General features: G+C 60.7%; 16 protein-coding genes. 13 read left to right on the forward strand and 3 right to left on the reverse strand.

The annotated features are described in order from the left end of the window. Nucleotides 1–87 precede the first annotated feature (87 nt). The 3 genes from LOY35_RS13140 to LOY35_RS13150 are packed head-to-tail and all read right to left on the reverse strand — an operon-like array spanning nt 88 to nt 2,950. Nucleotides 88–822 carry an ABC transporter substrate-binding protein gene (locus tag LOY35_RS13140; protein ID WP_258633078.1) on the reverse strand — a complete coding sequence of 245 codons (735 nt, stop codon included), beginning with the start codon at nt 820–822 and terminating at the stop codon, nt 88–90. 15 nt (nt 823–837) lie between these two features. Next, nucleotides 838–2,178: a GGDEF domain-containing protein gene (locus tag LOY35_RS13145; RefSeq protein ID WP_258633080.1), complete on the reverse strand. Its 1,341-nt coding sequence runs from the start codon at nt 2,176–2,178 to the stop codon at nt 838–840. 1 nt (nt 2,179) lies between these two features. Then, nucleotides 2,180–2,950 (reverse strand): ABC transporter substrate-binding protein, encoded by a 771-nt coding sequence (locus tag LOY35_RS13150; RefSeq protein ID WP_258633082.1) that lies wholly within the window; start codon nt 2,948–2,950, stop codon nt 2,180–2,182. Nucleotides 2,951–3,335: 385 nt separating this feature from the next. Here LOY35_RS13150 and LOY35_RS13155 point away from each other — a divergent pair, with 385 nt between their 5' ends. The 13 genes from LOY35_RS13155 (at nt 3,336) to bcsB (ending at nt 23,688) form a co-directional block, all read left to right on the forward strand. Further along, nucleotides 3,336–5,849 carry a bifunctional diguanylate cyclase/phosphodiesterase gene (locus LOY35_RS13155; RefSeq protein WP_258633084.1) on the forward strand — a complete coding sequence of 838 codons (2,514 nt, stop codon included), beginning with the start codon at nt 3,336–3,338 and terminating at the stop codon, nt 5,847–5,849. Between the two features lie 433 nt (nt 5,850–6,282). Beyond that, on the forward strand, nt 6,283–8,157 hold the full coding sequence (locus LOY35_RS13160; protein ID WP_258633086.1) for a TonB-dependent siderophore receptor: 1,875 nt from the start codon (nt 6,283–6,285) through the stop codon (nt 8,155–8,157). Then, nucleotides 8,154–8,690: a YfiR family protein gene (locus LOY35_RS13165; RefSeq protein ID WP_258633088.1), complete on the forward strand. Its 537-nt coding sequence runs from the start codon at nt 8,154–8,156 to the stop codon at nt 8,688–8,690. Before LOY35_RS13160 ends, LOY35_RS13165 begins: the two co-directional genes overlap by 4 nt. 4 nt (nt 8,691–8,694) lie before the next feature. Beyond that, nucleotides 8,695–9,966 carry a sensor domain-containing diguanylate cyclase gene (locus tag LOY35_RS13170; RefSeq protein ID WP_258633090.1) on the forward strand — a complete coding sequence of 424 codons (1,272 nt, stop codon included), beginning with the start codon at nt 8,695–8,697 and terminating at the stop codon, nt 9,964–9,966. 273 nt (nt 9,967–10,239) lie between these two features. After that, nucleotides 10,240–13,563 carry a PAS domain S-box protein gene (locus tag LOY35_RS13175; RefSeq protein WP_258633596.1) on the forward strand — a complete coding sequence of 1,108 codons (3,324 nt, stop codon included), beginning with the start codon at nt 10,240–10,242 and terminating at the stop codon, nt 13,561–13,563. After that, complete coding sequence (locus tag LOY35_RS13180; RefSeq protein WP_258633092.1) at nt 13,560–14,189, forward strand: response regulator transcription factor; 630 nt, start codon at nt 13,560–13,562, stop codon at nt 14,187–14,189. The genes LOY35_RS13175 and LOY35_RS13180 overlap by 4 nt, the downstream gene beginning before the upstream one ends. Before the next feature lie 347 nt (nt 14,190–14,536). Further along, nucleotides 14,537–16,066 carry a cellulose biosynthesis protein BcsE gene (gene bcsE, locus LOY35_RS13185; RefSeq protein ID WP_258633599.1) on the forward strand — a complete coding sequence of 510 codons (1,530 nt, stop codon included), beginning with the start codon at nt 14,537–14,539 and terminating at the stop codon, nt 16,064–16,066. Continuing rightward, nucleotides 16,063–16,257 carry a cellulose biosynthesis protein BcsF gene (gene bcsF, locus LOY35_RS13190; protein WP_258633094.1) on the forward strand — a complete coding sequence of 65 codons (195 nt, stop codon included), beginning with the start codon at nt 16,063–16,065 and terminating at the stop codon, nt 16,255–16,257. The genes bcsE and bcsF overlap by 4 nt, the downstream gene beginning before the upstream one ends. Further along, entirely contained in the window at nt 16,250–17,869 is a 1,620-nt protein-coding gene (gene bcsG, locus LOY35_RS13195) for a cellulose biosynthesis protein BcsG (protein ID WP_258633097.1), read from the forward strand. The genes bcsF and bcsG overlap by 8 nt, the downstream gene beginning before the upstream one ends. Beyond that, a complete protein-coding gene (gene bcsR, locus LOY35_RS13200) occupies nt 17,866–18,090 on the forward strand; it encodes a cellulose biosynthesis protein BcsR (protein WP_258633099.1) in 225 nt (74 codons plus the stop codon). The genes bcsG and bcsR overlap by 4 nt, the downstream gene beginning before the upstream one ends. Then, entirely contained in the window at nt 18,087–18,809 is a 723-nt protein-coding gene (gene bcsQ, locus LOY35_RS13205) for a cellulose biosynthesis protein BcsQ (protein WP_258633102.1), read from the forward strand. The genes bcsR and bcsQ overlap by 4 nt, the downstream gene beginning before the upstream one ends. Continuing rightward, nucleotides 18,806–21,397, forward strand: coding sequence for a UDP-forming cellulose synthase catalytic subunit (gene bcsA, locus LOY35_RS13210; protein WP_258633104.1), 2,592 nt, complete (start codon nt 18,806–18,808; stop codon nt 21,395–21,397). The genes bcsQ and bcsA overlap by 4 nt, the downstream gene beginning before the upstream one ends. Continuing rightward, nucleotides 21,394–23,688 (forward strand): cellulose biosynthesis cyclic di-GMP-binding regulatory protein BcsB, encoded by a 2,295-nt coding sequence (gene bcsB / locus LOY35_RS13215; RefSeq protein WP_258633106.1) that lies wholly within the window; start codon nt 21,394–21,396, stop codon nt 23,686–23,688. The genes bcsA and bcsB overlap by 4 nt, the downstream gene beginning before the upstream one ends. Nucleotides 23,689–23,690 lie beyond the last annotated feature (2 nt).

The following is a 23,690-nucleotide window of genomic DNA, read 5'->3' on the forward strand; positions in this document are numbered from 1 at the left end:
AAGCGGCGGTTCAGTTTCCGTCAATGCTGAAAGTGCCGCCGTCATCGCGAGCAAGCTCGCTCCCACAGGGGTTGCGTCGCCTGGGGTTTAACGCTCTTCCCGCATGATCCGCGCCACTTCCCCTGACGCTTCCAACTGACTGAAAGCGTGCTGCGCCCGGGCGACGATCTCATCCGGCGTGCTCAGGCTGAAAGCCATGTAGACCCTGGCGGGCCGCTCATCGAAGGAGTAGACCTCCTCCAGGTCGGTGAACGCCACATGCGCTTCGTCGCAGACGATCCGTGCGGCGTTCTCCGGCATTGGCAAGAGCTGGACCTGGCGGTTGAGCAGTTTCTGGAAGTTATCGCGACGGTCCGCCGACACCACCAACCGGGTAAACCCTTGCTGCTGCATGAGCAACTGCTTGGAGTCGTTGCGCACCACGCCCACGGTGTAGAGCTTGGCATCTTCGAGATTGCCCAGGGTGATCTCGTCGCGCTCGCGCAGCTTGTAGAGTTTGATGGTCACCCGCTCCAGTTCGCCCACCCACTTGAACAAAGGCTCGCGCAGCGCCGTGCGGTCCATGGGGTAGATCAGCACATTGGGCTCATGCAAGGCCTTATCGTAAGCCCGGGCCCAGGGGTATAGCAGGATATGGTGGTCGGTCAGCCCGGCATTATTCAGGGTTTGCTCGACGACGTGGGTGCCCGGCCCGACGAGTTCGCCGTCGCGCAGGTACGCGTACAGCGAATCTTCGGTGACCACTTCGATCCCTTCGGCATGACCGTGCAGGCTGGTCAAGGCCACGAACAAACATAAGCAGAGCGTCAGGCGATAGTGCATACAGGCCTCACTGGTTTAGAAGGCAACGCAATTACGTCCTTGATGTTTGGCCCGATACAACGCCTGGTCGGCACGTTGTAGCAACAGGTCGAAGTGATCCATGGTTTGCGGGTCCAGCTCGGCAACACCGATGCTCAGGGTGACAAAGGGTGAGACTGCCGAGCCGCTATGGGGCAGTTCGCGCTTGGCCAGGCTGGCACGGACCCGTTGGGCCGCGTCGAGGGCCTGCTTTGCATCGACATTGGGCAACATCACGACGAACTCCTCGCCACCCACCCGGGCAGTCAACTCGCCGGAGCGGCCGAAGACGCTGCGAAGGGTTTCGGCGATTTGCTGCAGGCATTGGTCGCCCTGGATATGGCCGTAGGTGTCGTTGTAGAGCTTGAAGAAATCGACATCGCACATGAGCACCGACAGTGGGGTTCTGTGGCGAAGCGCACGACGAAATTCGACTTCCTTCAATTCATCGAAGTAACGACGATTGGGCAGCCCGGTCAGCGGATCATGACGTGAGAGGGCTTCGAGCGCCTGGTTGGCCGCCTTGAGTTCCGCGGTACGCGCCTCGACCAGCTCGGCCAATTGATCGCGGCTGGCCTCCATGGCCTGTTCATCCAGGCGCTGGCGTTCCAGGTGAGTGTGGAGGTTGTCCTGGAGTTCGTTGAGCTGGGATTCGAGCAGGCTCAGTTCGTCCTGGCGACGCACCGAACGCTGCAGCTTGAAGTGTTGCCGCAGGGTTTGCGGCGTCAGTTGACCCAGGTGTCGCGCAATATGGATGACGTGCACGGTCACCAGGCGATTGAACACGGTCATGACCAGCCCGGCCAGCAACAGCGACTGGATCACCTGGGTGATGACGATGCTGCGTGCCTCGCTCCAGAGTCGTTCCCACAGCAGGTTGTTATCGCCTTCGATGATCAGCTCACCGACCTTTTCATTGGCGCCTTCGTAGGGTTGTGCGACGAGTTCACGCTGCAGCACGGGCGCGGGGCCGGCCATGACGACGGCGTATCGATTGAGTTCGATGATTTCGGGCGATTGACCGGGCCGCAGGATCTTGAGTACAACGCGGCCCACCGGCGCGGCCTTGGCGACGCTGGAGAGTTGTTTGCCCAAGGATTCACGGTCCAGTTCCCAGATGGCGTGGGACAAGGTGTTCTGGAACACCTGGTCGATCAGCACCAGTTCCGAATTCATTTCCGCCAGGTTGTTTTCCCAGGCGATCCAGGTACGCAACGTGACCATGGCCAGGGTAAAAAGCAGACAGAACAACAGTGTCGCGAGTACCAGGCGACGCCCTAGCGAGCTGAACGCCTTGACCTGTGGCTCGGTTGAGGGAGTCTCGGAGTTTCGCGCCATCTCACAGCCATTTATGCAGGATAGCGTCGTAGACGCCATTGCGGCGGATGGCTTCCAGGCCGGCACGGAACTTCTCCACGGTCTCGATCGGCGTCTGGCGACTGAATGCCATGCTCAGGCCTTCGTCGCTGCTCAAGTCGGGAATCGGCAGAGAACGTACCAGCACCTTGGCCGGGTTTTCGCCGTTCTGGCGAACCAGGTACTGCGCATTGAGTTCGTTGGAGATCCACATCTCCACATGGTCGACCTTGAGTTTGCGGTAGTTGTGTTCGTACTTGGTGCTCGACTGCAATTCCTCGCCGATACGAAAACCTTTCGAGACCAGGTACTGCTCGCCCACGTCCTGGTTGACGGTGGCGATCTGGTGACCGCGGGCATCCTCCAGCGAATCGAGTTTCACTGGCCGGTCGGCCAGCGAATACAGGTACCAGCGGGTCGGAGCGATGGCGCCGACCCATTGGAAAAGCGCCTCGCGTTCAGGGGTGCGGGCGATGGAATAGATCAGCACATTGCTGTCGTTGAGCGCCAACTGATAGGCACGCGCCCAAGGCATGGACTGGATCGGGGTTTGCATGCCGACTTCCTTGAGCACAGCCTGGACCACCTCGGTGCTCATGCCGGTCATCCGCCCGCCCTGCGTCATGTTATAGGGCGGCAGTTCCTCCGTAACGATGCGCAGCGCAGGCTCTGCCGCGGCATTCGGCGAGAATCCGCTTGCAGCCATGAGCATCAGAACGCCAAGCACCAGCAAACGGTCAAGCGACAGGACCATCGACAATTACCTTATGAAACCGGCAGGACACGGTAGGGCCAAAGAACTCTCTCCTCGATAGTTATCGGCTGGATCGCCCCAGGCTTGAGTGTCACCCGTCGCCGTCGGATAGGAGAACCTTTTCGCTGTAAAACTGGCAACAGTGTGCCGTAAGCCTATGCCTACAAGGATGGCCGGAAGGATTACTTTAAAAGCAGCATGGTCTGATGGCTGATTGCCTCTAAAGAGCTGCATCATGTATCGCCAGCTTCAATAAGAAGTCTCTGGCAAATGACCTGCCCTCCAGGTCTGCTCATGGGACGGGAAGTCCACTTTAGTTCTGCAAGGGCTTTCCCTGGCCGCCCGGGAAATTCCATAAAGCGTGATTCCTTTACCGGCAAACAAGATGACCAGTATCCATGAAAACCCTGGGTTCAACGATTCCCTTATTAGCCCTTTATCCTCTGAGCAAGTGGATATCCGCAACAGGCTTTATCAGAAGGCGTTCGAAAGCACCGCTGACTGTCTAGCCTTCTATGAATTCGCCGAGAACGGCCGTTTACGTATCCGTGAAGTCAATCCCGTCTTTGAACGATTGCTCGGCCAGGGCAAAACGACGGTGCCCGGACGGTATCTGGACGAGTTGCTGTCTGAAGCGAGCGCCCAGCGTATAGCGACGGACGGTCGCACTTGCATCGCTATGCAAACCCCCATCAGCGTAGAGTACGAATTGGAGCTTGCCAGCGGATGTCGGTTTTTTTTTCTACACAGCCTTGTCCCTGTTCAGGATGAGTCTGGCTGTACGACCCACATCTTCCACACCGCGCGCGATGTGACGGCGAGCGGGCGCTATGAAGGCCAACCGTTGAGCGACAAGCTCGCATCTCGCACGTTGGCCGAGAACACACCGGATGTCATCGTTCGCTACGACTCCGAAGGCCGGCGTGTCTATTTCAACCCCGCCTACGAGCGGACATTCGGCACGCCTGTCGCCGAGCTCATCGGCACTCCGATCACTTACAAGAGCCTGTTTCCCCAAGAGGTGGCGATCCGTTGTCACCAGGGCATTCTCGGTGTCCTGCAAAGCGGTCAGCCCAGGGCAGTGGAGACCGTCTGGAACAATGGTCGCGGTGAGCAGATCATCCATCATGTCCAGGTGGTCCCTGAACTCGATCAGCACGGACAGATCGCCAGCGTGCTCACCATTGCACGTGATATCTCGAGTCTCAAGGCAACCGAACGGCGCCTTGAACAGGCCGAAGCGCTGGTGCGACTGGGCCATTGGGAACTGGATTATCGACATCGGGCGCTACGACTTTCGGCGGGACTTTGTCGCATAGTCGATAGACCGCGCAACTGGCTTCCGTCCCAGCAGGAGGTGCTCGACATGGTCGTGCTCAAGGATCGGGCGCGGGTGCTTGAGAGTCTCTACAGTGCTTTCTCCAACCGCCGCTCATCCGTCGCGCTGGAGTGCTGCATCACGGTGGGGGCGCAACTGTTGCATCTGCATTCCGAGCTGCGCATTGAATATGCTGCCAATGGCACACCCGTACAAATTCTCGGCACTGTCCAGGACGTCAGCGAACTTAAAACCTATCAACAGCGTTTGCATAACCTGGCTTTTTATGACGCGCTGACTGAATTGCCTAACCGCGAGCTATTCAAGGAGCGCCTGCAGCAAGCGTTGCTTCGGGCCGAAAGCAATGGCCGCCCAGTCGCGGTGGCGATGCTCGATCTGGACCATTTCAAAGTGGTGAACGATACCCTGGGTCATGGGGCCGGTGATGAGTTGTTGCGTGAGGTTGCCAGGCGCCTGCGATGTTTCGTATGCCGCGGGGGCACCGTGGCGCGCTTCGGAGGGGATGAGTTCGCGCTGATTCTCACTCAGAATCTCACGGCAACTGCCTTGGAAGAGCGATGTCGGAATATCCTGCGGTCTGTGACGGGGGTCTACCGAATCGACGGGCGGGAAATTTTTGTCTCCGGCAGCCTGGGCGTTGCCCGTAGCCCGATGGACGCCGATAACATCAGTGAGCTCCTGCAATACGCTGACTCAGCCATGTACTACATCAAGGCGCGTGGCCGGAACAACGTTCAGCTCTATTTTCCGCTTATGACCCAACAAGCCACTGAACGGCTGGCCCTGGCGGCCTGTTTGCGACATTCGTTGAAGAACGGTGAGTTGGTGCTGCACTATCAACCGCAGATCGATTTGGCCACGGGGCGTCTGAACGGCGCCGAAGCCTTGTTGCGTTGGAACCATCCTCAGCTTGGACCGATACCGCCGGACACCTTTATTCCAGTTGCCGAGGAAACGGGGTTGATCGTCGGCATAGGTGAATGGGTTCTGGAGCAGGCTTGCCGCTGCGCTGTTGCCTGGAATCATGGCGATCGCTACCCACCGTTGAAAATAGCCGTCAACCTGTCTCCACGGCAGTTCCAGGCAAACGACTTGCTGACTTCAATTCGCACGATTCTGAAGAACACCGGCTGTGAGCCGGGCTGGTTGACGCTGGAAATAACGGAAGGCTTGCTTCTGGACAACAGTATTTCCGTGCGCGAGCTGCTCGAGCAGCTGGATGCCATGGGTATTTCGATCGCGATCGATGATTTCGGCACAGGCTATTCGGCACTTGGATACCTGAATCGCTTGCCGGTGGAAACGCTGAAAATCGATCGTTCTTTTATTCATGATATTCAACACAATCGTGACAACGCCGAGTTGGTCAAGGCGATCATTTCCATGGCCCATAGCCTGCAGCTGATGCTGATTGCAGAAGGTGTAGAAGAAGACTTTCAGCAAACATTCCTTCAACGCAACGGCTGCCATAGCGCACAGGGTTGGCTGTATGGCAAAGCCATGCCGCGGGAAGCGTTCGAAAATCTGCCGCTGTTTCAAACAAGAGGAGCATCGTTTTAAAGTCCTCCTGCGGACGGCCGGGCACTGGCACTGTATTGGTCGCGGGGCCGGCGGATAGATGCCGTTCACTTGAGAAAAGCGAACCTGTGATGACAGGTTCCCGTCACGTTTTCCGGTTCTCGTAGGGCTTCCCCTACGCTGTCTGCGGTATTGGCCCAGGCCAATATAGGTCTGGGCCGATAGTGGTGTGCCGAAAAGCAAGGCATTCTGCTACTACTCCTTTCGCTCAAAGGGTTCGTCGCGAGTCGTCCGTGCTCCTCGATAGTCTTTCGTCAATTTGAAACACAAATATGTGCCGCCGACATCGGTCTCTCCCCTGAAGCAGGATCGATCCAAGCCAGGGCCGGGAAAGTCAAATACAGCCATGCCATTACCGTCCGCCGACCTGCCGCCATCCCGGCCTGCATTGCAGAGGCTGTGTGGATCGCTTTGCATGTCGGGTCTTTGGCTGGTGTCGCAGATGGTGGCCGCTCAGGATCTGACCAGTGTCCCCTTCGAACAGTTGCTCGAAACCAGGGTCGTTGGCGCTGCCGAGTTCTCCCAGCAGCTCACTGACTCACCCTCGGCCGTCTCGGTCGTCACGGCCGAAGAGATACGCCGTTTCGGCTACAGGACGCTCGGCGAAATCCTGAACAACATGCGTGGCCTCAACGTCGGTTTCGACGGTGCCTACTACTATCCGGCCGGGCGCGGGTATGGGGCGCCAGGCGACTACGCCGGGCGTGTCATGCTGCGGATCGATGGTCAGCCTGTTGCCGACAATATCTTCAATCAGCTCTATCTCGGCGAGGACGGTTTGCTCGACACCGAGATGATCGAGCGGGTCGAGTATGCGCCGGGTCCGGGATCGGCGCTGTACGGCAATGGGGCGTTCCTCGGCGTGATCAATGTGGTGACGCTCCGGGGACGCGACCTGAATGGCAGTCAGGTCGCCATGACCACCGGCTCGAACCGGGACCGCAAGGTGCGCACCAGTTGGGGGACGCGGCTGGACAATGGCGCCGAATGGCTGGTTTCGGCCTCGGCGTCCCAGGCCGATCTGCCTGACATTCAGCTCACCGATGATGTTCTACGCGACGACATGGACGCGCATCGGCTGTTCGTCAAAGGCTCGCAAGGCGCCTGGAGTGTCGAGGGGGCATTTGTCGAGCGTAAGCAGCAAGAGCTGACGATCCCTCTCAATGCGAATCTGAATTTCTCCGATCGGAACAACTTCCTGAAGCTGGGTCATGACGCCGACTTCGGCAGCTTCCGCACCTCCGTTCGGCTCTCCCATAGTGGTTTCGCCTATCGCAATGCCTATCGCGAACCTATCGACGACGGACGTCGCTTCACCGAAGATATCACTGCCGACGGTCGTTGGTGGAATCTGGAGGGTACCCTCAGTAGCGTCGCCTTCAGCGGGCACCGTCTGGTGCTCGGTAGCGAATATCGTGACGACTACCAACAGGACCAGCAGATACGCCGATATTTTCCCCGGCGCGATGAGCATTTCGAGAATCACACCTGGAGCTCGTCCCAGACTTTCAGCCTGTATGCCCAGGACGAGATTGCGCTGCCCCAGGACCTGAGTCTGAACCTGGGCCTGCGGACCGACCGGCGCAGTGCCGAGAACGCGCAGCTGCGCACCAACCCCCGGGCGGCCCTGGTTTATACCGGCCTGGCAAACACCAGCCTGTCATTGTCCCATGGCAGCGCCACTCGCTTCGCGAGCCGCAATGAGGTGACCTTCAACGAACTCCGGAGCGTCGAGTCGGAACGGGTGACCACCACCGAGTTCGTGGCTGACCATCGCCAGGGGGATTTCCGTTTGCTCGGCACCCTCTATCGCTACCGCATCAATGATCCGATCAGGCGCTTCGACGAGCCGATTCTGCAGTGGATCGACACCCGGGGCGCCGAAATGGAGGCGCAATGGCAATGGCAAGACGTTGAGTTGCGGGGCAGCCACGCCTGGCAACAGTCTGAGGACGACCTGGGGCGTGCGCTGATCAATTCACCGCGTAACCTGACCAAGCTGCAGGTATCGGTGCCCGTGGTCGGCGAACGCTTGCGGGCAAGCCTGGCCACCCGTTACGTGGGCCGTCGTCTGGTGGGCCCCGACACCAGCGCCGCCGGCTACGCGATAACCGATCTCACCTTCACGAGCCAGAGTATCGTGCCGGGTGTGAGCGTCACCGCCGCCGTGCGCAATCTCTTCGACCGTCGCTACAAGGATGCCGCGCTCTTCGAACTCGAGAACGATGCCGCATTGTCCGAGCGCGGGGAGCGCAGCGTCTGGCTGACCCTGGGGTATGCGTTCGAATGAAGACCGCCGCCCTCCACATGCTTGTCCTTATCACCCTGTGCCTGTCCAGCCATATGGCGAGAGCCGATGCCGAGGGGGTGGACGAGCGTGCCATGAAGGCAGCCTACCTGTACAACTTCGCCTTGTTTGCCCAATGGCCGACATTGCCGGCCGCCGATTTCCAGTTATGCGTGCTCGGCACCACGCAACTGGATGCGGAGCTCGTCCGTCTGCAAGGCAAGCGCGTCCAGAACGGCCTTCCTATCCGCATGCGCTGGGTGTTGCCCAACGACCCGCTCACCGGCTGCCAGGTGCTTTATATCGACGAGCACAACCGCCGTTCCCTCGATGCGCTGTTGAATCGACTTGCCACGACGCCGGTGCTGACCATTACCGACGCGGCGGGCTTTGCCGACCGGGGCGTGATGATCGAGATGCGACGACAGGAGCAACGCATCGTCTTCGACATCAACCTGATCGCGGCGCAGCGCGCGCACCTCAATTTCAGCTCGCGACTGCTCAAGCTCGCCAGCTTCGTGTCTTACAGGTCCTAGGTCGATGCCTCATATACCCTTCAAGGACCGGCCGCTGCGGGACAAGCTCACTCAGACGGGCTTTCTGTTGACGACCGCGGCGATCATGCTCCTGCTGATCACACTGCTGGCTTACCAACTGGTCATGCAGCGCTGGGCACTGGCCGAGGAGATGCGGGCCCATGCCATGGTGGTCGGCAGCAATGGCGCGGCGGCGATCATGTTCGGCGCCGCCGATGAAGCGTATGAAACACTGGCTTCCCTGAAGCACATTCCAGACGTCACCTGGGCGGCGTTCGTGCTGCCCGATGGGCAGGAACTGGCGGTCTATCGGCGCGAACCGGTCCAACCGGGGGAAAACCACGCCGAGGCGGAAGATATCGGCTGGCGCTCACTGCTGGTGCGTCGGCCCGTGGTGCTGCATGGCCAGTTCATCGGCAGTATCGCGGTGCACGCGAGCCTGGCGTCCCTCTACCATCGTCTGGCATTGCAGGCCATGTTCGGCGGCTTTGCGGCCATCGTGGCGTTGGTCCTGTCTCTGGCTTTCTCGCGCCGGATCGCGTCCGGTATCGTGCGGCCGTTGCTGAACCTGGTGCATCTGACCGAACAGGTGCGTTCCGAGCAGGACTTCAGCCTGCGAGCCACGGTATATGGCAACGATGAGACCGGGCGTCTGGCTCGCAGCTTCAATGACATGATGGTTCAGCTCGAGCGTCACGATGAAAGGATCAGCGCCGAGCTGCGGCAACGCCGGCTGGCCGAGCAGCAACTCAACCGGTTGGCCTATCACGATCCGGTTACCGGCCTGTACAACCGGCATTACTTCAAGGAGAAGCTCGAGGGCGCGGTGACGGGGGCGCTACGCCACGCCACCTCCTGCGCCGTCATGTTCATCGATCTCGATGACTTCAAGATCGTCAACGACACCCTCGGCCACGAGACCGGCGACCAGTTGCTGATCCTTGTTGCAGAGCGTCTGCGCGACACCTTGCGCAGTAATGACGTGGTGTGCCGGATTGGCGGCGATGAATTTGCGGTCATCCTGGAGAATGGTCCGGGCGCCGACCAGGCCAAGCAAGTGGCGGCCAATATCGTCAGCGCGCTGTCCAGTCCTTTTATCATCGACGGCCGACAGGTCGACGTTGGCGCAAGCCTGGGTATCAGTCTGTGTCCTGATCATGCGTCGGACACGGCCAGCCTGCTGCGTAATGCGGACAGTGCCATGTACCGTGCCAAAGGCAGCGGCAAGAATAACTACCACCTGTACGAATCGGAAACGCAAAGCGACCCGTCGTGATGCGTCAAGGGTCAAGTAACGCCCCTATGGGAGCGAGCCTGCTTGCGAAGGCGTCGTGACCTCACCATCGCCGTCGGCTGATCCTGCGCGTTCGCGGGTCAGCCCGTCCCCACAGTACCTTGCCCTACGCCTTAGGTCTTATGACAAAAATTCCTCGATGCAGCATAATCGTCTGACTATTGTTGTAACAACTTGCGTCGTCAGTAATCACCCAGCAACGATGAGCGAACACAGATGATGCTCTCTATGGATACGGACGCTTCAATTCCAAGGATGGCGCAGGCCCGACTGTTCGAAGCCACCTTCGACCTGGTGTCTTGCGCTTTGGCCCTGCTCGATGGCCACGGCCGGATACTGAAGGTCAATCGCGCTTTCACCGAGCTGTTTGGCTATGCCTTGCCGGAGTTGATTGGGATTGCGTTCCAGGCGCTTGTCCATGGCGCTGAAGGCGAGCGCTTGCCGGGTTGTTTGGCTGATCGGGTCACTGAGTTGTGTTATCGACGCAAGGATGGCGGCCTGCTGCACGGGCGCAGCAAACTGAGGACGGTCGATGAACTGTCTTTGGTAGAGATCGTTCCGTTCGAGGTTTCCAGGTGCCTGGGCAGCTGCCTGGCGCAGGATCAATGGCTGCAGCGGATCGTCGAGACCTCGCCGGGCATCATCGGGATCCTGCGCCTGGCGCCCGATGGCAAGGTTTCCATGCCTTGGGCGTCGCCGGGTTACGAAGAGTACTACGGCGTGACCCCGGACGAGCTGGTGCGTGACGCAAGCATCCTGTTCGAACGCATCCATTGCGAGGATGTCGCCCAGGTCCGGGCGTCAATCGACGCATCGGCACGCACGCTGTCTCCGTGGCAATGCGAATACCGGGTCCACCATCCGGTCAAGGGCGAGATATGGCTCGAAGGCCGGTCCCGACCGACGCTGGAGGCGGACGGTTCGATTATCTGGTTCGGGTTTCTGCATGACATCAGCGAGCGCAAGCGTATGGAGCGAGCCCTGCTGGAAAGCGAGGAGCGCCTGTCGCTGCTGGATTTTGCCCTCAGCCATGTGCATGAGGCCGCGTTCCTGATCGATCGTCAGGCGCGTTTGCGCTACGTCAATGACGAGGCCTGTCGCAGCCTGGGTTTCAGCCGGGCCGAGCTGTTGGGCATGACGCTGGAGGAAATAGACCCGGACTGGACCAATGAGCAGATATTGGCTGACTGGGACGATAGCCCGCAGTGTTCGCCAGTGATCATCGAGAGCCGTCACCAGAGTCGGGATGGCCATGTATTTCCGGTGGAAATCAGCGTCGCTTACCTTGAAATCGACGGTCAAAGCTACAGCCTGGAGCTGGCTCGCGACATCACGGAGCGTCGGCGCTTGCAGGCCGCCCGGCAAGAAAGTGAGAAACGTTATCGGGAAGTCTTCGATAATTCATCGGACTGTCTCTATCTGCTGGAGGTGGAGAAAAACTCTCAGTTCCGCTATATCGAGGTCAACGCTGCCTTCGAGCGCTCGTCGGGGTTGGATCGCCGCCAGTTGATCGGTCGCTGTCTTGGCGAGATGGTGCCGGAAGCGGGCAGCAGGGTCATGGCGGAACTCATGAATTGCCTGGCTCGTGGCGAAATCACCGAAAGTGAGGCCGAACTCGATCTGCCGGCCGGGCGCATAGCCCTGCACTCGACCTTCGTCCCCGTGCGTGACGAGCAGGACAATATTTATCGCATTGTCGGCATCAGCCGCGACATCAGCGAGAGCAGGCGGATGGAAACCCGGCTGCTGACCAGCGAGCAGCAGTTCCGCGCCCTGGCGGAGAATTCGCTGAACCTGATCATTCGTTACGATCTCGATTGCCGGCGAATCTATGTCAACCCGGCTTTCGAGCGGGCAACCGGCATACCTGCCTTTCGTGCCTTGCAACTACCCCTTGAGGAGAGCTGGACTGCGAACATGCCGGTGGCTGATTACCGCGCACTGTTGCATCAAGTGATAGCCACCGGGGAAACCGTGGAGACCGTGCTTGAATGGCCGGGAGGAGAGCGCGGGGCAGAGGTCGTTCATGCCATTCAGATGATTGCCGAACGTGGAGCCGACGGCACGGTGGTCAGCATCCTGGTCAAGGGCTACAACATCTCCGCGCTGAAGCACCATGAGCGTCTGTTGCTCGAGAGTGAACAGCGTTACCGGGAGATTTTCGATCATTCGCCAGATTGCATGTTCTTGCTGGAGGTGGCCGGAGACGAAGATTACCGCCTTATCGAAGTCAACCAGGTGCTTGAGCGCAAGCTGGGCAGGGCCCGGGCTGAGGTGCTCGGAAAAACGATCAGGCAATTGCTTTCGTCGTCCTCCGCTGCTGCCTCCATCACACGGTATCGCCGGTGCGTGGATGGCGGCGTTGCGATTGATGAGGAGGTCGAGTATCAACTGCCCGCCGGGCTCGGAATCTTCCATTTGACGTTGATTCCGGTACGCACCGCCTACGGCTGCGTGCAACGGGTGGTCGGCATCTGTCGTGACATCACCGAGCGCAAGCATGCGGAGCGTGTACTGCACGCTCGCGAACAGGAACTTCGCGCCTTGGTGGAGAATACTCCGGATGTTATCGCTCGTTACGATGCGCAGTGCCGTCTGCTTTATGTCAATCCGGTAGCACAGAACATGCTTGGCCGGTCACAGAGCTATTTGCTTGGCAAGACTCTGTGTGAAACATCGCCGCTTTCTTCTGCTGTGCGAACGTTTCAGGGCAAGCTCGAATACGTGATTGAAACCGGTTGCGCGACCGAGGCGGAGTTTACCCTGGACATGCCGGTTGAGCAGGGTGCGGAAGCCGCCTGCTACCAGGTCCGTATCGTGCCGGAACTGGATCCGCATGGACTCCTCGTCAGCATCCTCGCTGTTGGCCGGGACGTTAGCGCCTGGCGCGCGGCGGAGCGACGGCTGAAGGAGTCTCACGCGCAACTGCGCCTGCTCACCAGCCACCGCGAAAGTACCCGTGAGGAGGAGCGCAAGCACATCGCCCGGGAAATTCACGACGAACTGGGGCAGCAGCTCTCAGCATTGAGAATGGGCATATCACTGCTTCGTCTGCAATTCGGTGCTGACCAACCGCTGCTGGTCGAGCGAGTACAAGTACTGATGATACGGGTCGACGAGATCATCCAGGTCGTGCGTAACGTTGCCAGCAGCCTGCGGCCCGCAGCGCTCAATATGGGCCTGACCTCCGCGCTCGAATGGCTGGTTTCCGACTTTACCCAAGGCACGGGCATCGACTGTCGACTGAGTGCGCCGCCGGCCAGACTCAGGCTCGATGACGAGCGCGCCACGGCGATTTTTCGAGTGATCCAGGAGTCCCTGACCAATGTCTGCCGGCATGCCCAGGCCAGCCGGGTGGACATTCATCTGGAGCAGGACGCCGAGCATCTCCAGATCGAGGTACGTGACAACGGCAAAGGCTTCGACCCCGCGCAACTGCCCAAAGGCACACTCGGGATGCTTGGCATGCTCGAGCGCGGGCACATGTTTGGCGGTACGGTCACGATAGATAGCACACCCGGGCAGGGAGCACGCGTACGGGTGAACATTCCCTTCCAAGCAGGTCCAGCGCTCTTATGATTCGAATGATGATTGCCGACGATCACGCCATCATGCGTGAAGGTCTGAAACAGCTCTTTGCCTTGGCCGGCGATCTGCACGTCGCCGCTGAAGCGGAAAACGGTGCCACATTGCTCGAACAGTTGCGCCAGGGTGACATCGACCTGCTACTGCTCGACATGAGCATGCCCGGCATCTGCGGCGACGATCTGGTGGCGCGGGTCCGTGGCCACTATCCCCAACTGCCGATCCTGGTGCTGAGCATGCACAATGAAGTGCAGATCGCCCAGCGTGCATTCAGGGCGGGCGCATCGGGCTACCTGACGAAGGACCGCGATCCCGAGGCACTGCTTGCGGCCGTTCGCCGTGTAGCGGCGGGCGGGCGATACATCGATGCCGGCCTGGCCGAACAAATGGCCTTCGCCGCCAGCGGCCTGGGCCCTTGCAGTCAGCACGACGGGCTCACCGACCGGGAGTTGCAGGTCATGCGCCAGCTTGCCAAGGGCCTCAGCGTCTCGCAGATCGCCACGGAGTTGGCCATCAGCCACAAGACCGTCAGCACCCACAAGGCCCGCCTGATGGAAAAGATGGGGTTCACCAGCACCGCCGATATTGTCCGCTACGCGATCAGCCAGCGGCTGTTGTGAACAAGAGCTGAGCTGTATGCCGTGCCCCTGTGGATCAGGGGTAGGGCGACTCCTACCTTGGTAAGTGCAAGACCTACTCAAAATCAGCCGAAGACCGATGGCTCATCGCATTGATGGATTGCATCATCTGTTGGCGTTTTGCCATCGCTGTCTTCGAGCAAGGCGCAATTCTTGATCTGTAAGGCTGACCGGCCAATGCGCGCTGTATGTCAGCCATGAGCTTCTTTTTGTCATCAATACCCGACACGCAGGCAATAGCGCTTGGTCGGGGTTGTGCGGGCGAAATTCGCAACGTGGTCAGTTTGTCCGAGTGAAAGGAAGGGGTCGTACGCTTGAGTCATGTTTCCTTGGCTATCCGGGGGCTTCCGGATGAGCAGCTGTCAATGCGTCAAGGAGGACTGTACTGGGTGTCCGTGGACCGTGGCCGCGATGTCGAAACGCTTGCTCTGCAAGGCCTGATGGCATTGCCGCAGAAGCATCGGGCCAGTCTGATATGGTCCGGCCTTTACCCTGAGCAGTTGATCGGCTCGCTGCAAGAGCGATCCGACTGCGCGCAGTGGGGGCTGTTCGAAATACCCGAGGCTGTCATGCGTCTGGCTCTCCAGTCGCTGCCAGGTGAGTTGAAGCGTGCGCGAACGGCTCCGGGTAGCCTGCTGCTGTTGATGTTGCCGGCGACCAGTTGGCAAACCTTCGACGCTGAACGCTTGCGGCAGTGGTGCCGTGGACTGAGGCGCTGGCTGGACGAGCGGCGTTGTACGCTCCTGGTGCTGTGTCATGGGCAGGCTCCGCAGCTGCATGCCGAGTTGATCCGCCTCAACGAGCATTTGTCCGGGGTGGCGCAGTTGTACCGGCGCGATGGCGCTATCCACTACCAATCGCACTTCTGGCGCAACGAATCAGGGGTTTGCGGCGCCCAGTTGTACGAACTCGAGCTGCTGGCCTCGGGCTTTGGCCTGACCCGGACCGAACAGGCCGGGCCGGCGCCCACCCGCACCGATGATCAGCGCCTCTACCTTGCTCAACGTTCCGTGTTGGAAAGCACCTCGGCGCTCTCCAGGCAATGGAAGGTCTTCGAGCGCCGCATCGATCTGTTGCAGCAGGCTTCGCTGGCCCGCGCCGCGAGTGTGCTGGTCGCTGTTGAAAGTGACCAGCAGGTGGAGGTGCTGGCGCGGGATCTGTACGCGTTGCGCGAACGATGTGGTAGCGCGCTGAAAATCATCGTGCGGGAAATGGAGCCCTGTCTGCGCTATCGCGACGAGCGCCTGCTGATGTCTTGCGGGGCGAATATCGTCGTGCCGTTTGGCATCCCGTTGTCTCGCTTCTTCAGCCTGGTCGACAGCGTGCAGGGGCAGCTCTGGAAACGTAGGCGTTCGGGTGCCGACCTGGAGTCGTTGCTCAAGCGCCTGCGAGCCCCGACGATGCGCGGCTTGTTGTCTCCCCGTGAGTTTCTGACGGCGCTGGAGCAGATCTACGGGGGGGCGTCCGGCGAAATCGAACATCAGTTGCTGCGACTGCAACCGCCACCCTCGCTGACGATTGAACAATGCCTGTATCAGGTCAGCCTGCGCCGCTTCGGCGACATCGCCACGGTGATGGAGGGCGTGTTCTATGTCTTTCTGTTCGCGTGCCGTAGCGATGGCCTTGAGTCGGCATTGGGCAACATTTGTCGCCTGCCTTGGCGCAGCCTGTTCAGTGATTGCCGGCCCCTTGACGAGTTGGCCGAGTTGCCGCGCACCGCATTCCTCGATGCAACCCATCTGCCGGGCGAGTTTCATCTGGCTCCGGACCGGGCCGAGGCGACGACACGGGCGCCAGCCGACCTGAATGCCTATACACCAAGGCGAACCACCCTGGCGATCATGGACCATTGCGAATGAGCTATCACGAATTACTCCAGGTCATTGCCGCGAGCAGTCTGCTGACACTGGCGCTGACCTTGCTGCTGCGTGCTTTCTGGCGCCTGGGGTGGGACTGGTTGCAATCCCTGCTGCCGCCTCGCTATTTGAAGCCTCGTCCTGTCCTGCGTCGCGCCTGCGCGCCTGTGCCGCCGAGGGCGCCTCATGAGTAGATTCGAGTCAGAGATCCCGGCAACGGTCTCGCGGGTCTGGCCCGGCCTGGGCCACTGGAATCTGTATTTCATGCTCAAGTTCGCGTTGCACTGGGGCGGGTACCTGAACGTTCAGGTACTGCCCAATCTGTTGTTCGCGGCCTTTTTGCTGATGCCATTGGGCAGGCGCCTCGACGCCATCGCGCGTCGTTCGATTGCCGTGCCGGTGGCGGTGGTACTGCTCTATGGCGATACCTGGCTACCCTCGTTGGGTCTGTGGGCAGCGTGGCCTTCGTTGGCGGATCTTTCTTCTGGCCATCTCCTGGCGCTGGCCGGGCGCCTGATCGACTGGAACCTTTGTGGCTGGCTGCTGGTGCTGGCGGTGGCGTATGCGTATATCCACCCCTGGTTGCGAATGACCACGTTGAGTCTGGCCGGGCTGGTCTGGTTGAGCTGTACCAGCGTGCTGGCATCGTACCCGAACGACGAAGCGGATGTTTCCCGTAGCTCCGCGCCGGGGTATACGGCCAGCCGGCCCGACGGGATGGTCGACAGTTACCTCCAGCAGTTCTACGCCGTGCAGGCGGAGCGACGGATGACGTTCAGCCCGTCGACTGCTGCCGGCCAGCCCTTCGATCTGTTGTTCATCAACATAGATTCCATGGCCTGGGACGATCTGGAACTCAATGGTCTGCGCGAGCACCCGTTGCTGCGGCAAATGGATGTGTTGTTCGACCGTTTCAACTCGGCCGCCTCCGAGCGAGTGCCGGCCACGCTTCGGCTGTTACGCGCCGGGTGCGGCCAGACGCCGTTGCGCCAGCTCTATGCGCCCGCGGATGACGCCTGCCTGCTGTTCGATGAACTGGGTAAACAGGGCTTCGTCGGCGAAACCCTGCTCAACCATACGGGCCGGCAAGAGGGTTTTCTCAACGCGGTGCAGACCCTGGGCTCGGTGCCCGGCCCGGAGACCAATCTCAGTCATTTGCGACCCATGCTGTCGGGGCCGGACGGCTCACCGATATTGCGCGATGGCGAGGTGCTGGATCTGTGGTGGAAGCTGCGTCAACAGCAGCCCCAGTCGCGTGTGGCATTGCTCTACAACACGCTGACGCTGCACGAGGGAAACCGGATTGTGACGGCTGACGGCGGTACCCGTCGCGCCGACTACAAGGAGCGGGCCCAGGCGCTGCTGGATGACTTGAACGGTTTTATCGCGCAACTGGAGCAAAGCGGTCGCAGGGTGGTCATGGTGATCATCCCGGATCACGGCGCGGCCTTGCGCGGCGACCGCATGCAGCTCCCCGGCATGTATGGAATACCCAGTCCGTCGATTACCCAGGTGCCGGTCGGCATCAAGCTGATCGGCATGGGACGCAATCCTCGCTCCACGCCTTTGCACATTACTGAACCGAGCAGCTACCTGGCCTTGGCGCAGATCATCGACCGACTGTATACCGCGCCATCCGGGGCCGAAGACCTGCAACCGGACTGGCAATCGTTACTGGCGCAACTGATGCAAACCCCTTTGGTGTCCGAGAGTGAAGGGAGTGTCTTGCTGGACTACGCCGCAACGCCTTATGTACGGATCAAGGAGAAAGACGCTTGGCTACCTTACCGGTCGGTGACTCCATGAGTACCAGGTACTCGATACGCTCGGAGCGGGCCGATGACATCGCCCGGTTGAAGGCCGAGTTGCAACTGCCGGCCCTGAAATACATCGATGTGTCGGTTCAGAGGGCGTTGCGACGTGCCTTGCAGCGCTGGCCTTTGCTCGCCGAGTTCGACCAGACGCAATCGCTACCCGGCGTGCAAGCGGCACCGGTACAGCCTGATCAAACGCAGGTGAGTGCGTGACGACTCTGGGTTTGCGCGGGTTGCGCGGCGGCGCTGGCGGCAGCTCATTGCTGGCGGCGCTTGGATACGCTCTGTACACCCTGGAACAGCGTGTGTTGCTGGTGGATATGTGTGCGGACAACCTGCTGCGCCTGCACTTCAACCTGGCGGTTGCGCAAACCGGCGGTTGGGCGCGGGCCTGGCTTGACGGCCAGGACTGGAAAAGCGAGTTCTGGGAGGTCGCGCCGAACCTGACTCTGTTGCCTTACGGTCGTCTTGTCAGGACCGAGCAACAACAGATGGAGCAGGAGCTTCGCCTGCGGCCCGAACGCTGGGCCCATCGCATCGGCGCCCTGGCGGCAAATTTCGACTGGATCCTGTTCGATCTGCCCCAGCGTTCGCTCAGGCACGAAAGCGCGGTGTCCTGCCAATTGCAGATCGAGGTGATCGAAGCCGACGCGGCTTGCCATGTCCTGTTGCAACAGCAGGAAGAGCGCACGGATTACCTGTTGCTCAATCGCTTTGATCCGGCCAGCCAGATCCAGCGCGATCTGATGCTGCTCTGGCGCCAGCAGTATGATGAGCGGCTGTTGCCGGTGATCGTACACAGTGATGAAGCGATGCGCGAAGCGCTCGCCTGCAAGCAACCAGTGGGCCGTTATGCCCCCCACAGCCTGGTAGCCCAGGACGTGCTCAGCCTGGCGGTCTGGTGCCGGAGCCAGCAAGGGGCGCCGACATGATCGCGCGCGGCTTTTCCTACCGGCAGTTGCGTGTTGAGCACGGTTGTGCGCCGTTGGTTGCGCTTATCCTCGCTTTGTCGGGTGCCTTGGCCTGGTCGGTGTTGCGCCTGGAGTCCGAGGCCTGGCGACGGCTGCTGGACCAGCGGCAACGCTGGTATCCGCAACTGGCCGACAAGACTCCGAGCCTCGGCGATCCGTTGCGTTACATCCTGCAAACCGTCTGGCTGCTGCTGATACGACCCGTCGCGCCGGCGCAACGCCCGAGCACCTGGGCCTGGTGGTCGCGTGTCGTCGCTTCGTATCGGGTCTTGCGCAGCCGGATGAGGAGGGGGCTTCAGCAACAGGCCCGACGCATCCGTGATCATTCGCGGGTGAACCAGGGCGTGCACTGGTGGAAAGGCCTGGAACGGCACCGTCAATGGTGGTTGGGCGGTTTCATGTGCGTACAATTGGTGCTGCTGACGGTGTTGTGCATCACCGAACCGTTCGGCTATCTCGAACAACTGGTCTTCGGGCTCCTGCTCTGGGGCCTGGCCATGCTGGTGCGAGGCATCCCGGGCCGTTTCGCGACGCTGTTGATGGTGGTGTTGTCCAGCATCGTGTCCTCCCGCTACCTGTGGTGGCGCTTCACCTCGACGTTGAACTGGGACCAGCCCCTGGACCTGCTGTGCGGCCTGGCGCTGCTGGCGGCGGAAACCTATTCATGGATCGTGCTGATCTTCGGTTACATCCAGACCTGCTGGCCATTGAACCGCAAGCCGGCGCAGCTGCCCGACGATAGCCGAAGCTGGCCCACGGTCGATCTGTTGATTCCCACCTATAACGAGGATCTGTCGGTGGTGCGAGGTACGGTCTATGCCGCCATGGGCATCGACTGGCCGGAGGAAAAACTGCGTATCCATATCCTCGACGACGGCAAGCGTGAGACCTTCCGCCGGTTCGCCGCCGAAGTCGGGGTCGGCTATATCGTTCGTCCGGACAATCGCCATGCCAAGGCCGGTAACCTCAATCATGCCTTGGGCCGGATCGACGGCGAACTGGTCGCGCTGTTCGATTGCGACCATATGCCGGTTCGCTCGTTCCTGCAGCTGACGGTGGGCTGGTTCCTGCGCGATCCGAAACTGGCGTTGGTGCAGACGCCCCATCACTTTCTGTCCGCCGATCCTTTCGAACGCAACCTTGCGGTGTTTCGCAACAGGCCGAACGAGGGCGAGCTGTTCTATGGCCTGATTCAGGACGGCAACGATATGTGGAATGCCGCATTCTTCTGCGGTTCCTGTGCGGTGCTGCGTCGTTCGGCGCTGGATGAAATCGGCGGGTTTGCGACGCAGACCGTGACCGAAGACGCCCACACGGCCTTGCGCTTGCATCGCGCGGGATGGAACTCGGCCTACGTGCGCATTCCCCAGGCGGCAGGTCTGGCTACGGAAAGCCTGTCCGCTCACATCGGCCAGCGCATTCGCTGGGCCAGGGGCATGGCGCAGATCTTTCGTACCGACAACCCGTTGCTGGGCAAGGGCCTGACGCTGTTCCAGCGGATCTGCTACGCGAACGCGATGATGCACTTTCTCGCCGGTCTGCCGAGACTGATATTCCTGGTCGCCCCTCTGGCGTTCCTCCTGCTGCATGCCTACATCATCTACGCCCCGGCGTTGATGATTCTGTTGTATGTGTTGCCGCCGATGATCCACGCCGGCCTCACCAACTCGCGGATGCAGGGCCGCTTCAGGCAGACCTTCTGGGGCGAGGTCTACGAGACCGTCCTGGCCTGGTACATCGCCCGCCCCACCACGGTGGCGCTCTTCAACCCGAATAAAGGCACCTTCAATGTCACCTCCAAGGGTGGCCTGATGGAGTACGACCGGTTCGACTGGAAGATCGCGCGTCCGTACCTGGTCCTGGCGGGTCTGAATATCCTGGGGTTGGGCTTCGCCTGCTGGCGTTTCTTCACGGGGCCGGCCAACGAGGTCGGCACGGTGCTGGTGAGCTCCCTGTGGGTGGTCTACAACCTGTTGATCCTGGGCGCGGCGGTGGCGGTGGCGGCCGAAGCCCGCCAGGTGCGCCAGACCCATCGCGTGCAGACCCGGTTGCCGGTGTCGGTACGCCTGGAGAGTGGCCATTGCTACCCGGGGACGCTGCTCGACTATTCCGATGGCGGTGTCGGCGTGCAGGTCGATGTGCCGCTGTCGCTGCCGGTCGGTGGGCGTATCGGGTTGCTGATGCAGCGGGACTCCCGCGAGTTCCTGTTCTCCGGCCAGGTCAGCCGCAGCCACAAGCAATTCATCGGTATCAATTTCGCTGAGCTGTCCACCCGCCAGAAAATCGATTTCGTGCAGTGCACCTTCGCCCGCGCCGATGCCTGGTTGAACTGGGGTGAGAATTATGTCCCCGACAGGCCTCTGTATAGCCTGATCGACATCTTCAAACTGGGTGCCAAAGGTTACTTCCAACTCTACGAATACCTGCCGTCGTGGGTCCGGCGCATCGCCGGGCCGCCCCTGCGGCTGGTGGGGTGGCTGTTGAGTTACCTGCCACGGATGCCGTCCACCTTCTTTCCATCTACTTCCCGGTCATTGAGTTCCCTATGAGTCGCTATTTCAGTAGATCCCTGGTTGCCGGCATGGTGCTGCTGATGGTCGGCGGCGCCCAGGCGCAAGGCTCCGTTACGCCGCCCATGAGCGCCACGCCGCCACTCGACGCGACCCCCGCTTGGAGCAATACCTACAACTTCGAGCAGTTGGGTCATGCCGGCGACAGGCTGCTGCTGGGTATTCATGACAGCGAGCAGATCGAGTTCTCGTTGCGCCGTGACCGGATCGCCAGCGATGCCACGTTGCGGTTGGAGTACACCCCGTCACCGGCATTGTTGCCGGTGCTTTCACACTTGCGGGTCTACCTCAATGACGTACTCGTCAGTGTGCTGCCCATCGAGAAGGAGCAGCTCGGGCTCAGGACATTGCGGCAGGTGGCCCTCGATCCACGCCTGATCACGGACTTCAACCGGATACGCCTGGAGTTTGTCGGTCACTACACCGATGTCTGCGAAGATCCGGCCAACAATGCGCTGTGGCTCAATGTCGGCGAGCGCAGTGAGGTCGAGCTACGGGAGCAGGCGCTGTCGCTGCAGAACGACCTGGCCTATTTTCCCCTGCCATTCTCCGACGCACGAGGGCAGGGCAAACCGGTGGTGAGCCTGGTTTTCGCCGAGTCGCCGACCCTGGGTGAGCAGCGTGCGGCGGGCATCCTGGCCTCTTATTTCGGTATCCGGGCCGACTGGCGAGGGATACGCTTGCCGGTGCTGTTCGATCGCCTGCCCGACAGTGACGGGGTGGATCCGGCCACGCCTGCCATTGTGTTTGCCACCAACGACCATCGTCCGCCCTTCCTGGCTGACCTGGAGCGGTTCCCAAAGGTCCAGGCACCGGTACTGCAGATCATCGACAATCCGCAAGCGCCTTACAGCAAGGTGTTGCTGGTGCTCGGTCGCGACGATGAGGACTTGCTCGTCGCGGCCCGTGCGCTGGCGTTGGGTGGGGACCTGTTGCGGGGCGCACGGGTAACGGTGGACAAGGTCCAGCAACTCAGGCCCCGGCAACCCTACGATGCGCCCAACTGGGTTCGTACCGATCGTGCGGTTCGTTTCGCCGAACTTATCAGCTATCCCGAGCAGTTGCAGACCAGCGGGTTGCGGCCGGCACCGATCAATCTCGATCTGAACCTGCCGCCGGACCTGTTCGTCTGGCGCAGCCAGGGCATTCCCGTGCAGCTCAATTATCGCTATACCCCCAGCTTGGTCACGGATGAGTCGCGGTTGAACATCAACCTCAACAATCAGTTCATCAGCAGCTTGCCGCTGCCGAGCAGCGATGGTTCGAGGTTGCAGAAGTTCAGGTTGGCGGTGCTGTCCACTGACCCGGCCAATCCCGGCGAGGAGGTGTTGGTTCCTGCACTGAAAGTCGGCGAGCGCAACAATCTGCGCTTTGACTTCAACTTTGCCAGCACCCTGGGCAGTGCTCAACGCGACCACTGCCAGACCACCCTGCCGGCCAGCAACCGGGCGGCCATCGATGAGACCTCGACCCTTGATCTGTCCGGCTTCCACCATTTCATCGCGATGCCGGACCTGAAGGCTTTTGCTCGCAGCGGCTTTCCGTTCAATCGCATGGCTGATCTGTCGGAAACCCTGGTCGTGGTGCCGCCCCAGGCCGGCGCGGCGCAAATCAGCACATTGTTCGAAACCCTGGCAACGATCAGCGCGCGTTCGGGTGTGCCGGCGCTGAACCTGCAGTTGTCCTCCGATTGGAACATGGCGGCCCGGACGGATGCCGACCTGCTGGTGTTGGGGAGGATGGGCGCGGGTGTTGGCGACAGCCCGGACGTGAACCTGATGCTCGATCACCTCAAGGACTGGTTACTGGAACCTTCCAGCCAGGTGCTCAACGGTTCCTCGGCGCGTGCCGGGCAGCTCAATGATATTCGCAATCAGCCGGCCCACCGGGTCGAAGTCTCGGCTCAGGCGCCGATTGCCGCTTTCGTTGGCCTCAAGTCACCGTTCCATGAGCAGCGCAGCATTGTCGCGCTGCTGGCCAACAGTGACGAGGATTTCCAACTGCTGCGCGACACGCTCGCCGACAACCGGAAGATGGGCGACGTAGCAGGCTCCGTGGCCCTGGTGCGCAGCAGTGGCGTGGAAAGCCGTCAGGTTGGCGAGCAGTATTTCGTCGGACATCTGCCCTGGTGGTTGTTGCTCTGGTTCCACCTCTCCAATCATCCGGTGTTGCTGGCGGCAACGGTGGTGCTGATCGTGCTGCTCATCGCCTTCATGTTGTGGCGTTCGCTGAGTTGGATCGCCCGGCGGCGACTGATGGGCCAGGAATGATT

The organism is Pseudomonas sp. B21-028, from assembly GCF_024749045.1.
Lineage (GTDB): Bacteria > Pseudomonadota > Gammaproteobacteria > Pseudomonadales > Pseudomonadaceae > Aquipseudomonas.